Here is a 21,078-nt window from a genome sequence, read left to right as displayed (position 1 = left end):
GCTCGTCGACCGATACGGTATGCCTCTGCGGTTCGCTCGGCGGCTCGGGCTCGCGGACGCGGTGACCGTGGCCAACGCCGCCGTCGGCTTCCTCGCCGTCGTCGCCGCGACGGTCGACGTCGCGCTCGCGGCCCGCCTCGTCCTCCTCGCCGCGGTCGCGGACGGGCTCGACGGCGTCGTCGCCCGCCACCGCGGCTCGACCGCGGCCGGCCCGTACCTCGACTCGCTGGCCGACGTCGCCTCCTTCGGCGTGGCGCCGGCCGCACTCGTGGCCGCGGTCGTCCGCGACGGGCGCTCGCTTGCGACCGACCCGGTCCTCGTCGCGGTCGGCGTCGGCGCCGGCGCCCTGTTCGTCGCTGCCGCGGTCGCTCGGCTCGGGCTCTACACCGCCGACGAGGACGGGGCGCGGGAGACGGTGGGCGTCCCGACCACGTTGGCCGCGACGGTGCTCGCGGCCGCGGTCATCGCGGGCTACACAGCTCCGCTCCTCCTCGTCGCGGCGACGGTGACGTTCGCGCTGCTGATGGGGTCGACGGTGACGTACCCCGACCTCCACGCGCAGGACGCGCTCGTGATGGGGGTCGTTCAGGTCGCCGTGATCCTCACCCCCGCCGGTCACATGGCGACGAACGCGCTCCCGGCGTGGATCGGCGAGGGGTTCGCGTTCGCGCTGCTGTTCCTCTCCTGTGGCTACCTCCTGCTCGGCCCACGCTTCTACTGGGGCGACGGCATTCGTGCGCCGCCGGGGCTGCGTCGCTGACGGAAGAACCGCAGCGCCGGAGTCACCGCTCACGCGCGAGCGGTCGGGAGAAAGCGGGGGAGGTGGTGCGGCGTCGACGCGCCGACTACAGCAGCTCGTCGAACTCCTTGTACCGAGTGATGTCGACGCCGTCGTCGGTGACGACCGCGACGTTGATCCCGTTCCCGGAGGCGAGGTCACGCTCGACGGCGGACTGGATCGCCTTCGCGGCGATGGTCTTCGCCTCGTCGATGGTGACGTCGTCGTCGTACTCCTGCTCTAAGACACCGAGCGCGTACTGCGACCCGGAGCCCGTGACGGTGTACTCCTCCTCGGTGGTGCCGCCGAGGGCGTCGATGGAGTAGATGTGCGCGCCCTCGTCGTCGACGCCGCCTAGGATCGGCTGGACGACGAAGAACGCCCCGGAGCGGAGGAGGTTCCCCGTCAGGGTCGACAGCGCCTCCATCGACATGTCCTTGCTGCGGCGGGCCTCGTAGAGGCTCGTCTCGGCGCGGAGCGTCGAGATGAGGTTCTGCGCCGCCGAGACGGAGCCGGCGATCGTCAGGGCGCCGCGCGGGTGGATCTCCTCGACCTTCTGGACGTCCTTCGAGGAGACCATGCCGCCGAGCGAGGCGCGCATGTCGGTCGCCATCACGACGCCGTCTTCGGCCTTGATGCCGACGGTCGTGGTGCCCGTCTTCATCTCGCCGTCGCCCTCCGCTTTCGCGGCGCGGCGCTCGCTGTGTTCGAACTCGCCGAGCTCCGGTCCGAAGACGGGCTGGTCGCGGCCCAAGTCGGCAGCCGGCCCGTCTGAGAGGTCGCCAGTCGGTGTTCGCATTACGCCCACGTTCGCCCGGCGCGCTGATAAAGGCAACCCTTCGGGGGCCGCCGACCGGTTCCGACGGGCCTATCCGTCACGGGTCGAGACCGGCCGACTGCGAAGCGGTGGAGGGCTCCGAGCGACGGGCGGCGCAACCGCTCGGGACGGTTCGGTTCGAGGTCGGCGACGCGAAACGAGCGGCTACGACCGGACGATCACTCCTCGGCGGCGGTCTCGATCGCCTCGGTGCTGGTCTCGACGAGTCGGCCGACGGGGACGTTGACGCCGAGGCGCCGGCGCGCGAAGACGGCCACCGGGAACAGCGCGATCCCGGCGGCGACGGTCGCTTGGTGGAGCCCGAAGAGGGCCGCCGTTCGGATGCGGTCGAACATTGGACTTCTGCCCGACCCGAACGGGTGATAGTATAAATATCTTCCGCGGTTGTCGCCGAAGTTACCCCGACGCTGTCTTGCGTTTTCCGGTCGTAAATTAACGATCCTGAAACATCCCGCCGGTCCAGCCGATCGACGCGTATCCCAGCCCGGTTTGACCTCGTTTATCGTCATAACTTATGAGAATCCTCGCCGCCTCGTGCGCCTCGCATCGGCCCGCTCGACTCGCCCGTCGCTCCGTCGGGACGCGCCCGGACCGTTCGGGTCGGACCGAATCGGATTTAACCGCGCCCGCGCCTAGCGAGTCGCGTGCAGAACGTCACCGACCGGATCCGGAACCCCTTCGGGATGCGCCCCGACTGCCCCTCGTTCGTGCCCGGCTACGGCGACGCCAACGCCGACTTCCACGTCGTCGGCGACTACCCCGGCGTTCACGGCGGGACCGCAGCGGGCGTCCCCTTCACCGGGGAGCCGTGGTCGCCCGCGTTCCTGTCGGCGCTGTCGGAAGCCGGACTGATCGCGGGGCTCGCCGACGGGGTCGCCCCCGACGGCGTCGCGCGAGACGGCGACCCGACGGCGGTCGACCCCGTTCGGACCGACCGAACCTTCCTCTCGTACCTCCACATGTGCGCGAGCGAGGACCCCCCGGACGACGCGGCCTACGACGACATGGAGCGGTTCTTCGACGCCGAGCTCCGCGCCATCGCGGCCCACGTGCTGCTCCCGGTGGGCGCGCGGGCGACCGAACACGTCCTCGAAACGTACACCGCGCGGGCCTGGAAGACCGAGATCGACATGGACGCGCTCCACGGCGAGGAGCTGCTCGGCGCCGGCTGGCTCGTCGTCCCGATCAAAGACCCCGCCGACTGGACCGACGGTGACGCCGACCGGTTCGTCGACTCGCTCAGGGAACTCCGGTCGACGGATTTCCGCCGGGAGAGCGACCTCGGTCGCTTCATCGCCGGCAGCGACCCGTACATGGTCCGCTGACGCGGCGCCGCCAACCGAGCCCGCGACCCGTTCGTCGAACCTCCGACCCGTTCGGTTTTCGACCGGATGGACGTGCGCTTTCTCCGGCAAAGCGGTCGGCTCATGAGGTGATACGGCAGTAATACCCCGGGTCCACGGACGATCGTTTTCTACTCGGCCGCGAAGGTGTCATATTTGTCGCTACTGCCCGGATTTTATATCTGTCCTGTCGATCTGTACGTAGACGCCCGTTCGATAGGGCGTCGGCCGCAGGACTGGTACTCCGCGCGGCGACTTGGTCAGTCCCGGCCCTCACCGGCCGGTTTTTCCTCGGCGCACAGCGCCTCGACGTACTTCCCGACGTGGTCGTCCATCCGCCGCTTGTAGCCGGCGCGCCGCGCGAGCCGGTCGAGTTCGCGGGAGACGTACGTGCCGTACTGGACCGCCTTCTTGTCCGCGGCGGCGACCGATTCCGGTACGCGTCCGGCCGCGGTCCGCCGGAGCGCGACCTTCCGCTCGTCGCCGTCGACGAGCAGGTCGTCGGGGAGCGCCAGCGCGGCGGCGACGACCCGGTCGTCGAGCAGCGGCGTCGCGGGCTCGACGCCGGCGGCGCGGAGCGCGAGGACGTCTCGCTCCAACTGGTCGGGGAGCGTGCGGACGGTCTCGGTCCGCGCCCCGCGGACGGTGTCGGCCTCGACGCGGGGGTCCTCGGCGGGGTCGACGACCTTGCTGTAGCCGCCGAACAGCTCGTCGGCCCCCTGCCCGACCGCGAGCCGGTCGAATCCGTCGGCCGCGGCCGCCTCCGCGGTCAGGAACAGCGGCACCGCGATGGCGACGTCCATCGGGTTCCGGCGGCCGGTCGCGGCCGCGACCGCGCGCACGGCGCGCCTGAGGTCGTCGTGAGTGATCTCGACGACCCGAAGCTCGCGGCCCATCGCGGTCGCGGCCTCGCGCGCCGCGGCGACGTCGTGGCTCCCCTCGAAGCCGGCGACGTAGCAAGGGGCATTGAGGACCGCCGCGGCGACGAGCCCGGAGTCGACCCCGCCGGAGAAGGCGACCGCGAGGCCGCCGTCGTCGCCGGTCGCGTCGCGCCCGTCGGCGTTCGCGGCGGGAGCCGAGACCGCGAGGTCGTCGAGGGCGGCGCCGACCGCGTCGTCGACCGCCGCCAGCGCGGCCTCGCGGTCCGCGGTCGGCCCCGGGTCGGGAAGCTCCCAGACTCGGTCGTCACCGCCGGCTCCGACGACGGTCCCGGCCGGGACCGACTCGGGCTCGTCGAGGTCGGTGCGGTCGAAGCTCCACGCGGCGGGAGCGGTCGGGTCGGCCCCCGTCTCGGCGTCGAGCGCCTCGGCCTCGACGAACAGGGGCTGGCGGCCGAGGACGTCGCGGACGAGGACCGACCCCTCGCGGTCCGGCGGGTCTCGCCCCCCCGAGCCCCGGCTCAGGGGGTCGGCCAACAGCCCGGCGAAACCGCGCCCGCCGGGGAGGGGGTCGCCGTCGCGGAGCGCGGTTCTGACGCGGTCCGCGGGGGCGCCGCGCAGATCGGACGATGAGGGTACCGTCATGCGCTCACCGGAGGGCGTCGAGCGCGCGGAGGGCGCGGCGCTTGGCCCCGCCGCCGAACTGCTTGAGCGAGACGCGCCACGGGGTGCGCTTGCCGACGACGCTCGTCCGGCCGTCGGCGATGCCGTCGAGGATCGCGGCCGCGGAGCGCTCGTCCGCGCCCACCTCCGTCACCGCCTGCCCGACCATCTCGGAGATGTGGGCGTCGCTGCCGGCGGTCATCGGCAGGCCGTTGCGGACGGCGAACTTCTCGGCCTGTCGGTTCGAGCGCCCGGTGAACAGCCGGGAGTTGTACACTTCGAGGGCGTCGGCGCTCGCGAGCTGCTCGTCGGTGATGTGGGCGGCGACGCCGTGGCGGGACTTCTGGAACGGGTGGGGGACGACCGCGATCCCGCCCTGATCGCGGATGCGGTCGAGCGTCTCGTCGAAGGGGAGGCCGCTCTCGACGCGCTCCTCGATGCCGAACGCGAGGACGTGGCCGACCGCCGAGGTCACCTCCATGCCGACGATGCCGACGAGGCCGTAGTCGGGGGCCCTCTCGGCCGCCTCGATGCTGGCGTCGATCTCGTCGTGGTCGGTGACGGCGAGCGCGTCGAGCCCGACCGCGGCCGCCTGCTCCAAGAGGAGGTCGACCGGGTCGCGCCCGTCGTACGACAGCGCGGAGTGCGCGTGAAGCTCGACCGATAGCACGTCCGTCGCTTCGGCCGTGGTGATAAAAAGCGCCCCGGTCCGCGCCGGCTCCCGGTCGATTCCCGGCGGCTGAACCCCGATTTGGAGATACACTATTTAAACCAACTGCGGTGGCGCGTGCCTGCGAGCGGTCGCCATCGGCGACCGTGAGCCAGCACGCGCGAGGGAGTCGCTGGCGGTCGAGCGAAGCGAAGACCGCCAGCGACGAGGCTGGGGAGGCGTGAGGTGCGGGGCCGTGCGGTACGGGGTGGGATTCAAAGGGGCAGCCGCGAGGACGAAGACGCGCGATGTAAGCACCGCAACGAGGGAACGGAGTGACCGAGTGAGGCGCGCAGCGAGCGCATCGAGTCCTCGCGGCTGGGGCTTTGGCGGTGTTCGTCGTCGATCCGCAGTGGACTATTTATAAGTAGCCGACTGGAGCTTTGGAGGTGTTTGCCGTCAACCCGCCAGCAATTGTTTCTAAATGAACGACGGAATCGACAAAAACGGGGACCGAACCGCCGACCGCCGATCAGAACGCGCTCTCGCCCACCGTCTTCCGGTAGGTCGCCCGCCCGCTGTGGGTCGCGTCGTCCCACGACTCCACGTCGACGATCACGCGAGTGTTGATCGCGTCGTCCGGCGCGCCCTCGATCCGGAGCGTCGAGTCGCCGATGCGAGCGACGTGCCCTCCGTCGTCCTCGCCCGTCACCATCACTTCGAGGACGTCGCCGGCGTCGTAGTCCGGCCTCGACCCGCGGAACGACCAGCCGGCGAGGAACTTGTCGAAGACGCTCATGCGCGCGACACCTCCTCTGAGACGCGGTCGGGGATGTACTCCCGTCCGAAGCCGGTGACCGCGGCGAAGACGAAGATCGCCACGAGGAACCAGCCGTGGAACACGTACGGCACGACGTCGATCGGGTTGACGACCATCGCCGAGCCGTACTCGGCGCCGAGGCCGTTCGGCCCGACCATCACCTGGTACCCCACCAGCACGCCGCCCGCCCACGGGAAGATGTAGCCGAGCGCGGAGGTGTTGGCGTCGAGGATGTTCGCGCGGCGGTAGCCGTTGATGTTGAACTTCTCGCCGATGCGGGCGACGTACGGGGCGATCGCGATCTCCGCCGCGGTGTTGATCGTGATCATCCCGTTGATCGTCGCGGTGCCGAGGACCATCGTCAGCTCAGCCCGGCGGACGGTCGTCGCGACGCGGTCGAGGAGGAACGTCTGGATCGCCTCGAAGCCGCCGCCGCGGATCATGATCTGCGCCATCGCGACGATGAGCAGCGTGAGGACGATGAGCGGGAAGAAGCCGACCGCGCCGGCGTAGAGGCTCCCGCCGACGCCGGCGGTCTCGCCGACCTCGACGACCGGGAGTCCCGAGAGCGACCCGGCCTCGGTGACGGTGAACGCGACGATGTCGCTCGCGCTTGACAGCCCGAACAGGAGGTTGAACGCGACCGCGACGATCAGGCCCCACGAGATCGCCTCGACGATGTGGCGGCCGGCGACCGCCGTGAGGATGACTATCCCCATCGAGAGCAGGTGGACCAAGCCGAGCGCGTTCGCGGACTCGCGGAGCGCGACGGCGCCTTCGAGTTCCACGCCGGACATGACCGAGCCGGCGATCAGGTACGCGACGAACGCCGGGACCGCCGCCGCGATCGCGTACTTGAACCGCGAGGCGACGACCCCGCCGATGTCCGCGTCCTGCGTCACCGCGCTCACGATCGTCGTGTCGCTGACGGGCGCGAGGTTGTCGCCGAAGACCGCTCCGGACAGGATGGCGGCGAACAGGAGGACGGGGTTCGCGCCGATGAGGACGCCGGCCGGGAAAAAGAGGGTGACGAACGCGACGGTCGCGCCGTACCCCGTCCCGATGCCGGTCGCGAGGAGGCCACAGAGGACGAACGCGGCCGCCGGGAACGTCGACGCGCCGACGTTCAGGGCGTCGGCCGCGAAGATGAGCCCTTCGACGAAGCCGCCGACTTGGAGCGTCTCGGCGAACATCCCGGCCCACAGCCACGCGACGATCGCGGTCGCGGCCACGCGCTGGGTCATCCCCTCGAAGATGGTGTCGGCGTACGCCTTCCAGTCGCCGCGAACGAGGAACATCCCGAGCGTCGTCCCGATCAGCGCGCCGACGACGAGCCCGTTGGTGTCGCCGATCCCGAGGACCCCGCTCTGGAGGATCGCCCACCCGATGAAGAAGACGAGCGGCACCGTGCTCGCCCACTTCCCCCCGCGGAACTCGATCCGCGGGCCGTCGGTGCCGTCGCCGTCTCCCTCGCCGACGCCGAACTCGCTGCCGTCCGGTGGCTCTCCGCCGTCCGTCGCGGTCTGGTCGCCGTCTGCTGCGTCGGTCATCTGAGTCTCACACCCCTCCGCAGGCCGACGACCCACGTAAATCCCCGTGTGTCCGCTTCGCCGGACGCGGTCGGCTTCGGGGACGCGCTCAACGCCGTCGGCTCCGCGGACGCGCTCGACGCCGTCGCGCGACAAGAACACGCTTAAGAACCCCGCCGGCGACTCATCGTACGGGAACAGCACAGCTGCAGATCCGACTCGCCCGGGCCTCTTTCGCCCGCGGCTTGGGAATGTAGCAGTGCGCCGACGCCTCCGGCGTCGCGGTCGGGCGGCCCGCTCGCGCGGGCCGTCCGGTCGGATCGCTCGGTCCGCGAGCGGTCCGTAGCCGCGCCGCGCGGAGTCGCGGTCACGTTGCGGTTGTGCCGTTCCAACCAGACAGACAATGGCACGAATGCACACGCGCCGTCGCGGTTCGTCCGGTTCGGACAAGCCGGCGACGGACGAGACCCCGGAGTGGAGCGACGTCGACGCCGAGGACATCGAGTCCCGCGTCGTCGAACTGGCGGAGCAGGGCCACGACCCCAGCGTCATCGGCCTCAAGCTGCGCGACGAGGGCGTCAAGGGCGTCCCAGTCCCCGACGTGAAGCTGGCGACCGGCAAGAAGGTCACCGAGATTCTCGAGGAACACGACGCCGACGCCGACATCCCCGAGGACCTCCGTAACCTCATGTCGCAGGCGATCCGCCTGCGCGAGCACATGGAGGAGAACGGGCAGGACCACCAGAACAAGCGCGCGCTCCAGAACACGGAGTCGAAGATCCGCCGCCTCGCGAACTACTACCGCGGCGACGAGATCGACGAGGAGTTCACGTACACCTACGAGAACGCCGTCGAACTCCTCGAGGAGTAAGCGTCTCACGCGGCGATCGCCGAGGAGGCGACTCTCGACCGACACACACCCAATGACCGAAGCCACGTCCGCCACGCCCGCCCCCGACGCGCTCGCCGGCGTCCTCGCAGACGCGCCGTTCGTCCGGCTCGTCGCGACCGACGACGGCGACGCGCTGGCAGCCGCGGGGCTGCTCGCGCGAGCGCTCCGAGCGACGGGCACGCCGTTCCAGGCGCGCGTCGACCCCGACCCGGTGCCCGGCGACATCGACGACGGGGTCGCGGTGGCCGTCGGCGTCGACCGCGGCCCGCACGCGATCCACGGCGACGGGCGACCGGCCAGCGCGGCGGCCTTCGCGGTCGCCCGAGCGCTCGGCGTCGAGCCCGACCCCGTGGTCGCGCTCGCCGGCGTCGTCGCGGCCGGGTCGATCCCCGGCGCCGACGGCTCGAGTGACGCGCTCGACGCCGCGGAGCGGGCTGGTCGCGTCGAGCGGCGCCCCGGCGTCGCGCTCCCGGTCTCGGGCGACCGCGCGGACGACGGGACCGCGGACGCACCCTCGCGGGCCGAGGCCCTCGCGGCCTCGACGCTCGTCTCGACGCGGTACTCCGGCGACCCCGAGGCGGCGCGCGACGCGCTCGCCCCGCTGGCGCTGCCGGGCGACCTCGACGACGACGACCGACGGCGCTTCGCGTCGCTGGTCGCGGTCGACGCGGTCGACGGCGACGACGCGAGCGAGCGCGCGGCCTCGGCGGTCGAGCGCGCGCTCCGCCCGTACGCGACGGACGGACCGTTCGAGACGGTCGGCGGCTACGCCGACGTCCTCGGCGCGCTCGCCCGGGAGGCGCCCGGGACCGGCGTCGCGCTCGCGCTCGCGAGCGACCCGACCCCGTCGCTCAGGACGGCCGCGCTCGACGCGTGGCGCCGCCACGGACTGGCGGCCCACCGCGCGCTCGCCGACGCGACGGTCGGCCGGTACGACGGCTGCGTCGTCGCCCGGATGGACGCCTCGGAGGCGGTCCTGCCGACGGTCGCCCGGCTCGTCCGGGACTTCCGGTCGCCGGAGCCCGTCGCGGTCGCGGTCGACGAGACGGCGGGTCGGCTCGCGGCCGCCGCGACCGACTCGATCGGGCTCGGCGACGCCTGCCGGACCGCCGCCGGCGAGGTCGGCGGCGACGGCTGGGGGACCCCCGACCGCGGCGGGATCGCGGTCACAACGGACGCGACCGAGGCCGACGGTACCGACGTCACCGCGGCGCTGGCCGCGCTCCGGGAGGCGATCTGAGATGGCGGGCGACGACTCCCCGCCGACAGCCGCCGACCGGACCGCGACGGTCCGGACCGAACACGCCGACGCCGCGACGGTCGCGGCCGCGCTCGGCCCGGACGAGACCGACTCGATGCGCACGCGCGTCGACGGCGACGTGGTCGCCTGTACCGTTTCGCGGCCGACCGCGGGCGGGCTCCAGTCGACGCTGGACGACCACCTCGTGAACCTGCGCGTCGCCGACCGCGTCGTCGAGCGCGCTCGGACGCATCGCACCGGTTCCGCCCCGGACGCCGCGGACGACTCCGCGAACGCCGAAGACGCACCCGGCTCCACGGACGCCGCAGACGCACTCGGCTCCACAGACGCACTCGACTCCACAGACGAACCGCAGACGACCGACACCGACACACAACCCGACACATGAGCGAACGATCCGTATCCAAGAGCAGAGAACAGAAGCGCTGGTACACCGTGCTGGCGCCCGAACAGTTCGACCGGCAGGAGCTCGGCGAGACCCTCGCCGAGGAGCCCCAGCAGGTCGTCGGCCGCACGATCACGACGACGCTCGACGAGCTGACGGGCGACTCCAACGCGAACAACACGAAGCTGACGTTCAAGATCACCGACGTCGGCAGCGACTCGGCGTACACCGAGTTCATCAAGTACGAGCTGACGCGCGACTACCTGCGCTCGCTCGTCCGCCGCGGCGCCTCGAAAGTCGAGGCGTCGATCACGGTGCTGACGACGGACGACTACCGCATCCGCGTCCAGCCCGTCGCGCTGACGACGAAGAAGGCGGACCGCTCGCAGGAGAAGGCGATCCGCCGCGTGATGATCGACAAGGTCCACGCCGCCGCCGAGGAGCGCACCTTCGAGGCGTTCGTCGACGCCATCGTCGACGGGAACCTCTCGTCGGCCATCTACGGCGACGCCAAGGAGATCTACCCGCTCCGCCGCGTCGAGGTCCAGAAGCTGACCCTCGAAGCGCGCCCGAGCGAGGTCGCAGCCGAGGAGGAGGCCGCCGTCGACGTCGACGCCGACGAAGTGGCGGTCGACGCCGACGAGTAACGCCTCGCCGCGCGGACCGACGCGACTCGTTTTGCGTTTATCAACCGCGTAGCGGCCGCGCCGGCGCAGGCCGCCGCGATCGAGGCCACCGTCTGGTGACGCGATTCCCCTAAGCCGCCTTCGCATGCGACTCGTCCGCATCCGGCGATCTCCGGGAGACGAAAGCTTGAAACGCCGCTCGCCCGACCTCACAGGTATGGAACTGCGGGTCATCGAGAAGACCGACACGGAACTCCACATCGAGATCGCGGGCGAGGACCACACGTTCATGAACGTGCTGAAGGGCGCCCTGCTGGAGTCGGACGACGTCGCGGCCGCGACCTACGACATGAACCCCGAGCAGTCGGGGGGCCAGACCGAACCCGTCCTCACCGTCAAGGCCGAGGAGGGGGACCCGCTCGACGTGCTCGCGGACGCCGCCGGGTCTCTCACCGAGCGCACCGACGCGCTGCGCGACGCGGTCCGCGCGGCCTGATCGCCGTCGGACGTTCTTTTCCGCCCGACGCTCCGTTCGCTTCGTCTCGTTGCCGTTCCGCTCCGTGCCCTCCGAGGGGCATACCTAAGTGGTGACTCCCGAAACGGGAGGGTATGCCGCCGAGCGTACTCATGCTGGGGTGGGGGTTCCCGCCGAACATCACCGGCGGGCTCGACGTCCACGTGGGAGAACTGTTCACCGGGCTCCGCGACGAGCTCGGCGTCGACGTCACGCTGGTGTTGCCGGCGGAGTTCGCGCCGGACGACGTATCCGGCCTCGAACCGGTCGAGACCGGCGAGGGCGACGTCGCCGCGCGCGTGGGCCGACTCTCCGACCGATTCGCCGAGCTGGCGCCCGACCACGACGTGATCCACACGCACGACTGGTTCGGCTACGGGCCCGGCCGCGCCGCAGCCCGCGAGTCCGACGCCACGTGGATCTCCTCGTTCCACTCGCTGGCGAGCGACCGCAACATCGACCCGCCGAGCCGCGAGGTCGAGACCGAGCGTCGGCTCGCGAACGCCGCCGACACGAACATCGCGGTCAGCGAGATCGTCCGCGGCGACATCCGAGAGCTGTACGGCGCGGACTCGCGGGTCGTGTACAACGGGTTCTCGACGCCGACGTTCTCCGGGAAGGACGTGCGCGCTGACCTCGGCATCGACGGCGAGATGCTGTTCTTCGTCGGCCGCCACACCGACCAGAAGGGGATCTCTCACCTCCTGTACGCCGCGAAGAAGCTCCGCGGCCGCGACGTGACCCTCGTCGTCGGCGGGTCGGGCCACCAGACGGAGCAGCTGAAGCGGTTCGCCGAGCTGCTCGGCATCGACGACCGCGTCGAGTTCGTCGGCTACGTCCCGGAGGCGGAGCTTGGCGACTACTACGCCGCCGCGGACGCGTTCGTCTCCCCCTCGTACGCGGAGCCGTTCGGGATCACGATCACGGAGGCGTTGGAGGCGGGGACGCAGGTCGTCGCGACGCCCTCGGGCGTCGCCGAGGTGCTCCCCGACGACTGCCTCGTCGAGGTCCAGACGGACTCGGAGTCGATCGTCGAGGGGCTCATCGAGGCGCTCGACCGCGAGGAGCCGCCGGAGTACGAGCGCCGCGAGTGGCTCGACGTGGCCGAGGACACGCTCGCCGTGTACGAAGACGTGGCGTAATCGCTGTCGGACGCTTCCAACATCGCTGAACCGAACTAGTACAGACGGCGCGCGCCTCCGAGCGGTCGCCTCCGGCGACCGCGAGGAGCGTCGCGCGAGGGAGTCGGCTAGCCGGAGCGAAGCGGAGGCTAGCCGACGAGGTTGGGGAGGCGTGAGGTGTGGTGCCGGGCGGTGCGGGACTCGAAGGGGCAGTCGCGAGGCGGGCAGAGGCGCTGTAAGCACCGCAGCGAGCAACGCGAGCGAGGAGCGCAGCAAGCGTCTGCCCGCCTCGCGACTGGGGCTTCGGCGGTGTTCGTGTCGATCGTGGTATCCCCGATCGCTGCCTACTTGTCGCCTCGGAACACGTCGAACTCGGTCGCCGGCTCCGGGTGCGTGATCCGGAACCCGTCCGCGGTGTCTATCACGCCGCGCGTGCTGCTGCTCCCGCCGCCGTACGGGCTCTCCTCGCCGCCCGCGCCGGCGCCCTGATACGGCGAGGTGTACGGCGAGCCGTCGATCGGGTCGTCGAACCCCTCCGGCGGGAGGTAGATCCGCTCGCCGCCGCCGGAGCGCACGACGACCGCGACGTCTCGCGTGCCGCTCACGTCGATCACTGTGCGGTCGTCCGTGACGCGCGCGTCGATATCGATCTCGTCCATGCCCCACACTGCGGACGGGGGCGGTTTATCGCTACCGGCCGTCCCCGCGGGCGTCGAGGCCCGGTCCGGCGGCGCTGGGTGGTGAAGGCGGCCTCGGGTGGTGAATCCTTTTGTGCGGCCGCGCCGAACCTCGCTCCGATGGACGTCAACAGCCATGCCGAGGAGCTCGCCTCCGACCTCGGCGTCGACAAAGAGGAGGTCAAGGCCGACCTACAGAACCTACTGGAGTACAGCGTGCCGATCGACGAGGCGAAACAGAGCGTCCGCCGGAAGCACGGCGGCGGTGGCGGCGGCTCGACCCCGACGCCAGACGCGGTCGACGTCGGCGAGATAACCACCGACCACGACGGCGTGACGGTCACCGTCCGCGTGCTGACGCAGGGGACGCGCACCATCCGCTACCAGGGCGACGACCTCACGATCCGCGAGGGGGAGGTCGCCGACGAGACGGGCGTCATCTCCTACACCGCGTGGCAGGACTTCGGCTTCGAGCCGGGCGACTCGCTGACGATCGGCAACGCCGGCGTCCGCGAGTGGGAGGGCGCGCCGGAGCTCAACCTCAACGACTCGACGACGGTCGCCATCGCCGACGAGCCGGTCGAGGTCGATCGCGAGGTCGGCGGCGACCGGAGCCTCGTCGACATCGCCGCCGGCGACCGCGGGCGCAACGTCGAGGTCCGCGTGCTGGAGGTCGACGAGAAGACCATCTCCGGCCGCGACGGCGAGACGGAGATCCTCGAAGGGGTCGTCGGCGACGAGACGGCGAAGCTCCCGTTCACCGACTGGCAGCCCCGGCCCGAGATCGAGGCGGGCGCGGACCTCCGGATCGAGGACGTGTACGTCCGGGAGTTCCGCGGCGTCCCCTCGATCAACCTCACCGAGTTCTCGTCGGTGACGCCGCTGCCAGACCCCGTCGAGGTCGCGGAGGACGCGCCCCGGCTCTCGGTCGCCGACGCGGTCGGCTCCGGCGGGATGTTCGACGTCGAGGTCGTCGGGAACGTCCTCGAAGTCCGCGACGGCTCCGGGCTCATCGAGCGCTGTCCCGAGTGCGGCCGCGTCGTCCAGAACGGCCAGTGCCGGAGCCACGGGGACGTCGAGGGCGAGGATGACCTCCGCGTGAAGGCCATCCTCGACGACGGTACCGACACGGTGACGGTCGTCCTCGACGACGAGCTCACCGCCGAGGTGTACGGCGGCGGCCTCGACGACGCCCTCGACGCGGCGAAGGACGCGATGGACAAGCAGGTCGTCGCCGACGCCATCGCGGACACCCTCGTCGGGCGCGCCTACCGCGTCCGCGGGAACCTCTCGGTCGACGACTACGGCGCCACCCTCGACGCGGCCGAGTTCGAGCTCGCCGCCGACGACCCGGCCGCACACGCTCGCGCCGCGCTCGCGGAGGTGGGCGAATGAGCGGCGACGACGGTCCCGGAACGCGGGAGGTCGCCTACCGGCTGTTCGCCGCCGAGTTCGACGACGCCTCGCTGTCGTACTCCGAGAGCGACGAGGAGCGCGCCCCGAACTACGTCGTCACCCCGACCGGCGCGCGGGTGAACCGGCTGTTCACGGCCGGCGTGCTCACGGAGGTCGAGCGCGTCAACGACGAGACGCGCCGCGGCCGCGTCGTCGACCCCTCCGGCGCCTTCGTCACGTACGCGGGCCAGTACCAGCCGGAGGCGCAGACCTTCTTGGAGCGCGCCGAACCGCCGGCGTTCGTCGCCTTGACGGGGAAGGCGCGCACCTTCGAGCCGGAGGACTCCGACCGCGTGTTCACCTCGGTCCGCCCGGAGAGCCTCAACGAGGTCGACGCCGACACCCGCGACCGCTGGGTCGTCTCCGCCGCCGAGGCCACCCTCGACCGCCTCGCGGTGTTCGCGAAGGCGCTCGAATCCGACCTGCGCGGCGACGACCTCCGCGCGGCGCTGGAGGCGGGCGGCGCCCCGGCACCGCTCGCCGCGGGAATCCCGCGGGCGCTCGACCACTACGGCACGACCGCGGCCTACGCGGAGGCGGTCCGTCGGCTCGCGGTCGACGCCCTCGAAATGATCGCGGGCGACCGCGACGAGGTCCGCGCGCTCGACCTCGCCCCCGACGAGGGCGGCGAGACCGCGATCGGACCGCTCCCCGAGACCGACGTGACGGTCGCGGAGCCGGCGGCGACGGGCGAGACCGACCGCCCCGTCGACGTGGGCGACGATTCCGAGCCGGAACCGTCCGCCGGGGAGAGCGACGCCGAACCGATCGCTGACTCGGAGCCGACCGCCGACGCCGATTCGTCGCCTCCCGACGCCGATTCGTCGCCTGCCGACGAGACGACCCAGACGGCGTCCGACGAGCCCGCCGAACCCGAGACGAACGAAGCGTCCGATCCCGGGTCGACTTCGAACGCCGAACCCGAATCGGTCGGCGACGCGACCACTCCCGCCGAGACGATCGCCGACGGCGACGCAGCGGGCGACGACGCCGCGGCCGACGAGTCCGCTCCCGATGCCGCGACCGACGACGGCGGACTCGGTGACTTCGACGCCGGCGACGGGGGAGACGCGACTGCGGACGCCGACTCGGAGCCGGACGCGACGGCCGACGTCGGTCCGGACGCGGACGCGGACGACATGTACCAGCTCGACGACGAGGAGCGCGAGGAGATCGAGTCCGAGTTCGGCACCGACTTCGCGACCGGGACCGAGGTCGACGAGCCCGGCGAGGCCGACATCGACGTCCCCGATCCGGAGGACCTCGACGACGAGCCGGTCGACGACCCCGCCTCCGCCCCGGACGACGCTGACGCCGGCGAGAGTGATGGGGCCGACGCCGCACCCCCTGAGGGCGGAGACGAGTCGGAGGATGACGAGTCGGGGGACGACGCTGACGACGTCGACCTCGAAGCCGCGGCGGTCGCGGCGATGGACGACCTCGACGACGGCGACGGGGCGCCCCGCGAGGCGGTCGTCGAGCGCGTCGCCGCCGACCACGGCGTCGAGCCGGGGGCGGTCGACGACGCCATTCAGGACGCCCTGATGAGCGGCCAGTGTTACGAGCCCGGCGACGGACTGCTCAAGCCGATCTGATGGCGCGGGTCGAGCCGGTCGTCGGCGAGCCCGCGGCCGTGGCCGACCTCGGCGGTGAGCGCGCGCTGCTCGTCGCGGACGTCCACGCCGGCATCGAGGTCGGCCTGCGCTACGAGCGCGGCGTCGAGCTCGACTCCCGCGCCGACTCGCGCCGCGAGCGGCTCTGTACTCTCCTCGCCGAGACCGACGCGGACCGACTCGTCGTCCTCGGCGACCTCGCCCACCGGATCGGCGCGCCCGACGGCGACGAGCGCGAGGAACTGGAGACGCTGATCGCCGCCGTCACCGACCGCGTGCCGATGACGCTCGTCGAGGGGAACCACGACGCGGGCGTCGCGGAGGCGTTCGCCGACGACCTCGACGTGATCGGGCCCGCTGGCGGGTTTCTCGGCGGCGGATCCGGGTCGGACGTCGCGGTCTGTCACGGCCACACGTGGCCGAACCCGAACCTCCTCGACGGCGACGTGATATGTACCGGCCACGAACACCCGCAGGTGCGGCTGGAGGACGCGGTCGGCGGCTCGCGCGTCGAGCGCGCGTGGCTCCGGGGTGAACTCGACCCCGACGCGTTCTGCGAGGACGGGGCGGAGAGCGATGCGGGGGAGACCGCTCCCGCCGACCCGCCCGAACTCGTCGTCTTCCCCGCGTTCAACGAGCGGTCCGGCGGCACGTGGGTCAACGTGGAGGGAGAGTCGTTCCTCGCGCCGTACCTCCCCGCGGCGCTGCCCGCCGCGGACGCGTACCTGCTCGACGGGACGCGGCTCGGCGACTATCGGAGGGTCTGACCCGCGGAAAGGGACGTCGACTACGCTTCGACCGACTCCTCGACCGGCCGGAACCGGAACCCGTCCCACTCCTGGCTGTCGGGCTCGCGGATGCCGGCGCCCGGCTCGCGCAGCTCGTCGGCGTACACCGGCTCGACGCGGTCGCCGATGTCGACGTCGAACGTCTCTCCGGTGGGTTCGCGCTCCGCGATCTGTCCGAGCGCGCGGACCGGCGGCCCGTCGTACCCCTCGCCCATGTCGAACTCGACGATCGCGAGGGTGTTGGGCTCGCGGACGCCCGGCGGCGTCGCGGTCGAGGTCGTCCACGTGAGGACGCGTCCCTCGTGTTCGCGGAGGTCGATCGTCCCGACGCGCTCGGCGCCGTTCGGGCTCACGGTGTGAGGGGGGTAGGTGACGGTTCCGTCCGCGTACTCCGCCGCCTCGAAGGTCTGTTCGTCCGTTTGGGTGTTCTCGCTCATTGGCTTCCCTCCAGAATCGTCGTCGTCACGCAGTTCCCGAACCCGCCGACGTTGCAGGCGAGCCCAGTGTCGGCCTCGACCTGTCGCGGGCCGGCGTCGCCCGTGACCTGCTTGAATATCTCGTACACCTGTGCGACGCCGCTGGCCCCGAGCGGGTGCCCCTTCGACTTGAGTCCGCCCGAGGTGTTGATCGGCAGGTCGCCGTCGCGGTCGGTGACGCCCTCCTCGACGGCCTTCCACCCCTCCCCTTTCTCGAAGAAGCCGAGGTCCTCGCTCTGGAGGAACTCGAGGATGGTGAACATGTCGTGGAGCTCGGCCACGTCGACGTCGTCCGGGCCGATCCCGGCCATCTCGTAGGCGACCTCGGAGGAGTCGACGACGCCGCCCATCGTCGTCGTGTCCGCGCGCTCGTGGACGACGTGGGTGTCGGTTGCGCCGCCGATCCCCGAGACGACGGCGTAGCTGCCGTCTGGCGCGTACTCCTCCGCGACGGACTCGGGACAGAACACGAGCGCCGCGGAGCCGTCCGTGATCGGGCAGAAGTCGTACAGCCGGAGGGGGTCGGCGACGATCGGCGAGTCGAGAACGGTGTCGAGGTCGACCTCCTTCCGGAACTGCGCGTGGGGGTTGTCCACGCCGTTCCTGTGGTTCTTCACGGCGACCTTCCCGAGGCTCTCTCGGGGCGCGTCGTAGGTGTCGAGGTAGAGCCGAGCGGTGAGCCCCGCGAACGACGGGAGCGTGACGCCCTGTTTGTACTCGACCGGATGCGTGAGCGACGCGATCACGTCGGTCGCCTCGGACGTGGTCCGGTGGGTCATCTTCTCGCCGCCGACGAGCATGGTGAGGTCGCTCGCGCCCGAGGCGACCGACTGCCACGCGGCGTACACGCCCGCGCCGCCCGACGAGGAGGTCTGGTCGATCCGCGCGGTGTAGGCCGGCTGGGCCGCCAGATCGTGTGCGAGGGCGTTCGGGACGCCGGTCTGCCCCTCGAACTCGCCGCTGGCCATGTTCGAGACGTACAGGTGATCGAGGTCGTCGCCGTCGACGCCGGCGTCGTCGAGCGCGGCCGCGCCCGCCTCCGCCAGCAGCTCCCGAACCCAGGCGTCGCGCTGCCCGAACCGGGTCATCGACGCGCCGACGATCGCTACGCGTTCCATACGCGTGGGTCCACCGCAGTCACCTAAAACGTACCTCTCTGCGGTCGGCGGGGACCGGCCGACGGCCGGTCTCCCCGCCGGCTACTCCGCGCGCCGACCGCCGTGGCCCGGGTAGTCGCGCTCGAACCGCGACCCGACCTCGTCGCGGTCGAGTCGGATCACGACCGGGCGCCCGTGCGGACAGGCGTAGGGGTTCTCGCAGGCGTCGAGCCGATCGAGGAGGTCGACGACCCGGCCCTCGGTCAGCGAGGTGTTCCCCGTCACCGAGGGGTAGCAGGCGAGGTCGGCGAGCAGCTCGTCGACGACGTCCGCGACCGGCTCGTCGCCCGCGGCGGCGTCGTCGACCAGCGCGGACAGCGCGTCCCGCAGGAGGTCGGGATCGAGCGCGGCGTCGAAGACCGCCGGGACCGCCGTCACCGCGACCTCGCGGTCCCCGGCGCGCTCCGCGCGGAACCCGATCTCGGCGAGGTCGTCAACGAACTCCTCGAACAGCGCCGCCTCGCGCGCCGTCAGCTCGATCCGGACCGGCTCCGCGAGCGCCTGCGCGTCCGCGCCGTCCGCGAAGGTCGCCTTCAGCCGCTCGTAGTTCACGCGCTCGTCGGCGGCGTGCTGGTCGATCAGCACGAGCCCGTCGGGCGCCTCGGCGACGACGTACGTCTCGTGGAGCTGTCCCAGCACCCGCAGCGAGGGGAGCGAGTCGAACGCGCGCTCGCTCTCGGTCGCCTCGCCGTCGAGGGTCCGCTGTCGCGTCGGCGGGCGGGCTCCGGGAGCCGACCGCGCCGCCGACCGGACGGCTGGCTCCTCGCCCTCGGCCGCCCGGTCGGCGGAACCGGTCTCGTCCGTGGCCGGGTCGTCCCCGCCGAGCGACGCCTCGCTGGCCGACGCCTCGTCGCGGGCCGACCCGTCCGCTCCCGTCGACGGACTCGGCGCGCGCTCCGCGGAGTCCTCCTGCCAGCTGCGCGGGGAAGGCCGGGCATCGGTCGCGTCGCCGCCCCCGCTACCCGTCGACTGCTCGGTCGCTCCGTCCGATCCACCGTCTTGGTCGCCGAGGCCGTCGACCGCCCACGCGGCGTCGTCGGAGGGGTCCAGCTCGGTCGGGGTCGAGGGGTCGCGGGCGTCGGCGTCAGTCTGCGTCGTCTCGGCGTCGGTCCGCGTCGTCTCGGCGTCGAGCGCGGTGTCCCGGGAGCGTTCGGAACTCGCGGGCTCGGTCGAGTTCGCCGATTCGGTCGATGTCGCCGACGTGCGCCCCTCTAACGCGGCGCGCTCGTGGTCGGTGTCCGCGCCGCCGACGGCCTCGGCGTCGGGCGTCTCCGGGTCGACGGCGGTCTCGTCGGGGGCCGACTGGCCGCGGGGCGCCGTCGAGCGTATCAGGCCGTGGTCGAGCAGCGCCTCCTCGACGGCCGTCTCGACCGCGCCGCGGACCGCCGGCTCCTCGTCGAAGCGGACCTCCAGCTTGCGCGGGTGGACGTTCACGTCCACGTCGCCGGGCGGGACCTCGACGAAGAGGACGGCGAACGGGTAGCGGTCCGGCGCCAGCTGGCCGCCGTAGGCGTCGAGCGTCGCCTCGCGGAGCGCGCTCGCGGTGACGTACCGCCCGTTGACGTACGTCGAGAGGTAATCGCGCGTCGAGCGCGCCGTCTCCGGGTGCGAGACGAGCCCCGTAACCCGGTGGACCGGGGTGTCGGTCTCGGCGCCGTCGCTCGCGTCGCCCTCGCGCCCATCCGGCGTCCACGCCACGTCGATCATCGACTCGGCGACCTCGCGGCCGTAGACGGCGAGGACGGCCGACCGGAGGTCGCCGTTCCCCTCGGTCGCGAACGTCTCCCGGCCGTCGTGTTCCAGCGAGACCGCGACGTCGGGGTTCGCCAGCGCGTACCCCGTCACGACGGTGTTCACGTGGTCGAACTCCGTGGCGGTCCGCTTGAGGAACTTCTTGCGCGCGGGCGTATTATAGAAGAGGTCGTCGACCTCGACGGTCGTCCCGGCCGGACAGCCGGCGGGGCGGACCTCGCCCACGTCGCCCCCCTCGACGGTGATCTCCGCGCCCGCCTCGGCGTCGGGCGGACGCGACCGCACCGTCAGTCGCGAGACGGCGCCGACTGTGTACAGCGCCTCGCCCCGGAAGCCGAGCGTGCCGACGCCGCGGTCGAGGTCCTCGATGTCGCCGATCTTCGAGGTGGCGTGCTCTGCGACGGCCGCCTCCAACTGGTCTTCGGGGACCCCGACGCCGTCGTCGCGGACGCGGATCCCCTCGGTGCCGCCCGCCTCGACCGAGACGGCGACGCGGCTCGCGCCCGCGTCGAGGCTGTTCTCGACCAACTCCTTCACGACGCTCGCGGGGCGCTCGACGACCTCGCCCGCCGCGATCCGCTGGACGGTCCGCTCGTCCAACCGCTCGATGTCTGGCGGCTCCATGCGTTACCGTCAGTCCGACGAGCGCGCACTTCAAGGCGTTGTCGGCGGCGGCGACCGGGACGGAACGCGTATCGGGCGACGACGATTCATAAGCCGAACTGCGGTGGCGCGTGCCTGTGAGCGGTCGCCCCCGGCGACCGCGAGACAGCACGCGCGAGGGAGTCGGTCGGCCGGAGCAACGCGGAGGCCGACCGACGAGGCTGGGGAGGCGTGAGGTGCGGGGCTGTGCGGGGTGGGAC

General features: G+C 71.9%; 21 protein-coding genes. 11 read left to right on the top strand and 10 right to left on the bottom strand.

What is annotated here, in order from left to right; translation table 11 throughout:
* Positions 1-19 precede the first annotated feature (19 nt).
* Positions 20-760 (top strand): protein sorting system archaetidylserine synthase, encoded by a 741-nt coding sequence (locus tag EXE46_RS11285; RefSeq protein WP_137688493.1) that lies wholly within the window; start codon positions 20-22, stop codon positions 758-760.
* 85 nt (positions 761-845) lie between these two features.
* On the opposite strand, the gene psmB is transcribed toward EXE46_RS11285, so the two are convergent.
* The gene (psmB, locus tag EXE46_RS11280) at positions 846-1,577 is read right to left on the bottom strand and encodes an archaeal proteasome endopeptidase complex subunit beta (protein WP_137688492.1); all 732 of its coding nucleotides are present in this window, start codon (positions 1,575-1,577) and stop codon (positions 846-848) included.
* A gap of 197 nt (positions 1,578-1,774) precedes the next feature.
* Complete coding sequence (locus EXE46_RS17175; RefSeq protein ID WP_199234155.1) at positions 1,775-1,951, bottom strand: hypothetical protein; 177 nt, start codon at positions 1,949-1,951, stop codon at positions 1,775-1,777.
* 309 nt (positions 1,952-2,260) lie between these two features.
* Between EXE46_RS17175 and EXE46_RS11275 the strand changes: the two genes are divergently transcribed.
* Positions 2,261-2,941, top strand: coding sequence for a uracil-DNA glycosylase family protein (locus tag EXE46_RS11275; protein WP_137688491.1), 681 nt, complete (start codon positions 2,261-2,263; stop codon positions 2,939-2,941).
* A 278-nt stretch (positions 2,942-3,219) separates the two neighbouring features.
* On the opposite strand, the gene EXE46_RS11270 is transcribed toward EXE46_RS11275, so the two are convergent.
* The 4 genes from EXE46_RS11270 to EXE46_RS11255 all read right to left on the bottom strand — a co-directional run bounded on the left by EXE46_RS11270 (position 3,220) and on the right by EXE46_RS11255 (position 7,519).
* Positions 3,220-4,482: an asparagine synthase C-terminal domain-containing protein gene (locus EXE46_RS11270; RefSeq protein ID WP_137688490.1), complete on the bottom strand. Its 1,263-nt coding sequence runs from the start codon at positions 4,480-4,482 to the stop codon at positions 3,220-3,222.
* Between the two features lie 4 nt (positions 4,483-4,486).
* Complete coding sequence (locus EXE46_RS11265; RefSeq protein WP_137688522.1) at positions 4,487-5,170, bottom strand: PHP domain-containing protein; 684 nt, start codon at positions 5,168-5,170, stop codon at positions 4,487-4,489.
* A gap of 511 nt (positions 5,171-5,681) precedes the next feature.
* Positions 5,682-5,948, bottom strand: a complete 267-nt coding sequence (locus EXE46_RS11260) for a hypothetical protein (protein WP_137688489.1) — start codon at positions 5,946-5,948, stop codon at positions 5,682-5,684.
* The gene (locus tag EXE46_RS11255) at positions 5,945-7,519 is read right to left on the bottom strand and encodes a Na+/H+ antiporter NhaC family protein (protein WP_137688488.1); all 1,575 of its coding nucleotides are present in this window, start codon (positions 7,517-7,519) and stop codon (positions 5,945-5,947) included. The genes EXE46_RS11260 and EXE46_RS11255 overlap by 4 nt, the downstream gene beginning before the upstream one ends.
* 382 nt (positions 7,520-7,901) lie before the next feature.
* Here EXE46_RS11255 and EXE46_RS11250 point away from each other — a divergent pair, with 382 nt between their 5' ends.
* The 6 genes from EXE46_RS11250 (at position 7,902) to EXE46_RS11225 (ending at position 12,318) form a co-directional block, all read left to right on the top strand.
* On the top strand, positions 7,902-8,369 hold the full coding sequence (locus EXE46_RS11250; protein WP_137688487.1) for a 30S ribosomal protein S15: 468 nt from the start codon (positions 7,902-7,904) through the stop codon (positions 8,367-8,369).
* A 52-nt stretch (positions 8,370-8,421) separates the two neighbouring features.
* Complete coding sequence (locus tag EXE46_RS11245) at positions 8,422-9,630, top strand: exonuclease RecJ (protein WP_137688486.1); 1,209 nt, start codon at positions 8,422-8,424, stop codon at positions 9,628-9,630.
* 1 nt (position 9,631) lies between these two features.
* Positions 9,632-10,039 (top strand): KEOPS complex subunit Pcc1, encoded by a 408-nt coding sequence (locus tag EXE46_RS11240; RefSeq protein ID WP_137688485.1) that lies wholly within the window; start codon positions 9,632-9,634, stop codon positions 10,037-10,039.
* The gene (locus tag EXE46_RS11235; RefSeq protein ID WP_137688484.1) at positions 10,036-10,683 is read left to right on the top strand and encodes a 30S ribosomal protein S3ae; all 648 of its coding nucleotides are present in this window, start codon (positions 10,036-10,038) and stop codon (positions 10,681-10,683) included. Before EXE46_RS11240 ends, EXE46_RS11235 begins: the two co-directional genes overlap by 4 nt.
* Before the next feature lie 196 nt (positions 10,684-10,879).
* On the top strand, positions 10,880-11,158 hold the full coding sequence (locus EXE46_RS11230; RefSeq protein WP_137688483.1) for a DNA-directed RNA polymerase subunit L: 279 nt from the start codon (positions 10,880-10,882) through the stop codon (positions 11,156-11,158).
* Between the two features lie 131 nt (positions 11,159-11,289).
* Positions 11,290-12,318, top strand: coding sequence for a glycosyltransferase family 4 protein (locus tag EXE46_RS11225; protein ID WP_137688521.1), 1,029 nt, complete (start codon positions 11,290-11,292; stop codon positions 12,316-12,318).
* A 323-nt stretch (positions 12,319-12,641) separates the two neighbouring features.
* Here EXE46_RS11225 and EXE46_RS11220 read toward each other — a convergent pair whose 3' ends face one another.
* Positions 12,642-12,956, bottom strand: coding sequence for a hypothetical protein (locus EXE46_RS11220; protein ID WP_137688482.1), 315 nt, complete (start codon positions 12,954-12,956; stop codon positions 12,642-12,644).
* A gap of 138 nt (positions 12,957-13,094) precedes the next feature.
* Here EXE46_RS11220 and EXE46_RS11215 point away from each other — a divergent pair, with 138 nt between their 5' ends.
* From EXE46_RS11215 to EXE46_RS11205, 3 genes are read left to right on the top strand one after another with little or no spacing between them, the layout of a single operon-like run.
* Positions 13,095-14,369, top strand: coding sequence for a Single-stranded DNA binding protein (locus tag EXE46_RS11215; protein ID WP_137688481.1), 1,275 nt, complete (start codon positions 13,095-13,097; stop codon positions 14,367-14,369).
* Positions 14,366-16,024, top strand: a complete 1,659-nt coding sequence (locus EXE46_RS11210; protein ID WP_137688480.1) for a hypothetical protein — start codon at positions 14,366-14,368, stop codon at positions 16,022-16,024. Before EXE46_RS11215 ends, EXE46_RS11210 begins: the two co-directional genes overlap by 4 nt.
* Positions 16,024-16,809 carry a metallophosphoesterase gene (locus EXE46_RS11205; protein WP_137688479.1) on the top strand — a complete coding sequence of 262 codons (786 nt, stop codon included), beginning with the start codon at positions 16,024-16,026 and terminating at the stop codon, positions 16,807-16,809. The genes EXE46_RS11210 and EXE46_RS11205 overlap by 1 nt, the downstream gene beginning before the upstream one ends.
* A 20-nt stretch (positions 16,810-16,829) precedes the next feature.
* Here the strand turns inward: EXE46_RS11205 and EXE46_RS11200 are convergent, their stop codons facing one another.
* From EXE46_RS11200 to mutL, 3 genes are all read right to left on the bottom strand, one after another.
* A complete protein-coding gene (locus EXE46_RS11200; protein WP_137688478.1) occupies positions 16,830-17,267 on the bottom strand; it encodes a Zn-ribbon domain-containing OB-fold protein in 438 nt (145 codons plus the stop codon).
* Positions 17,264-18,424, bottom strand: coding sequence for a thiolase family protein (locus tag EXE46_RS11195; RefSeq protein WP_137688477.1), 1,161 nt, complete (start codon positions 18,422-18,424; stop codon positions 17,264-17,266). The genes EXE46_RS11200 and EXE46_RS11195 overlap by 4 nt, the downstream gene beginning before the upstream one ends.
* Before the next feature lie 81 nt (positions 18,425-18,505).
* A complete protein-coding gene (gene mutL, locus EXE46_RS11190; RefSeq protein WP_137688476.1) occupies positions 18,506-20,839 on the bottom strand; it encodes a DNA mismatch repair endonuclease MutL in 2,334 nt (777 codons plus the stop codon).
* Between the last annotated feature and the right edge of the window lie 239 nt (positions 20,840-21,078).

This window comes from Halorubrum sp. GN11_10-6_MGM, assembly GCF_005435165.1.
GTDB lineage: Archaea > Halobacteriota > Halobacteria > Halobacteriales > Haloferacaceae > Halorubrum.
The sequence above is the reverse complement of the archived record's forward strand: the minus strand, read 5'-3'. Positions and strand labels throughout refer to the sequence as shown.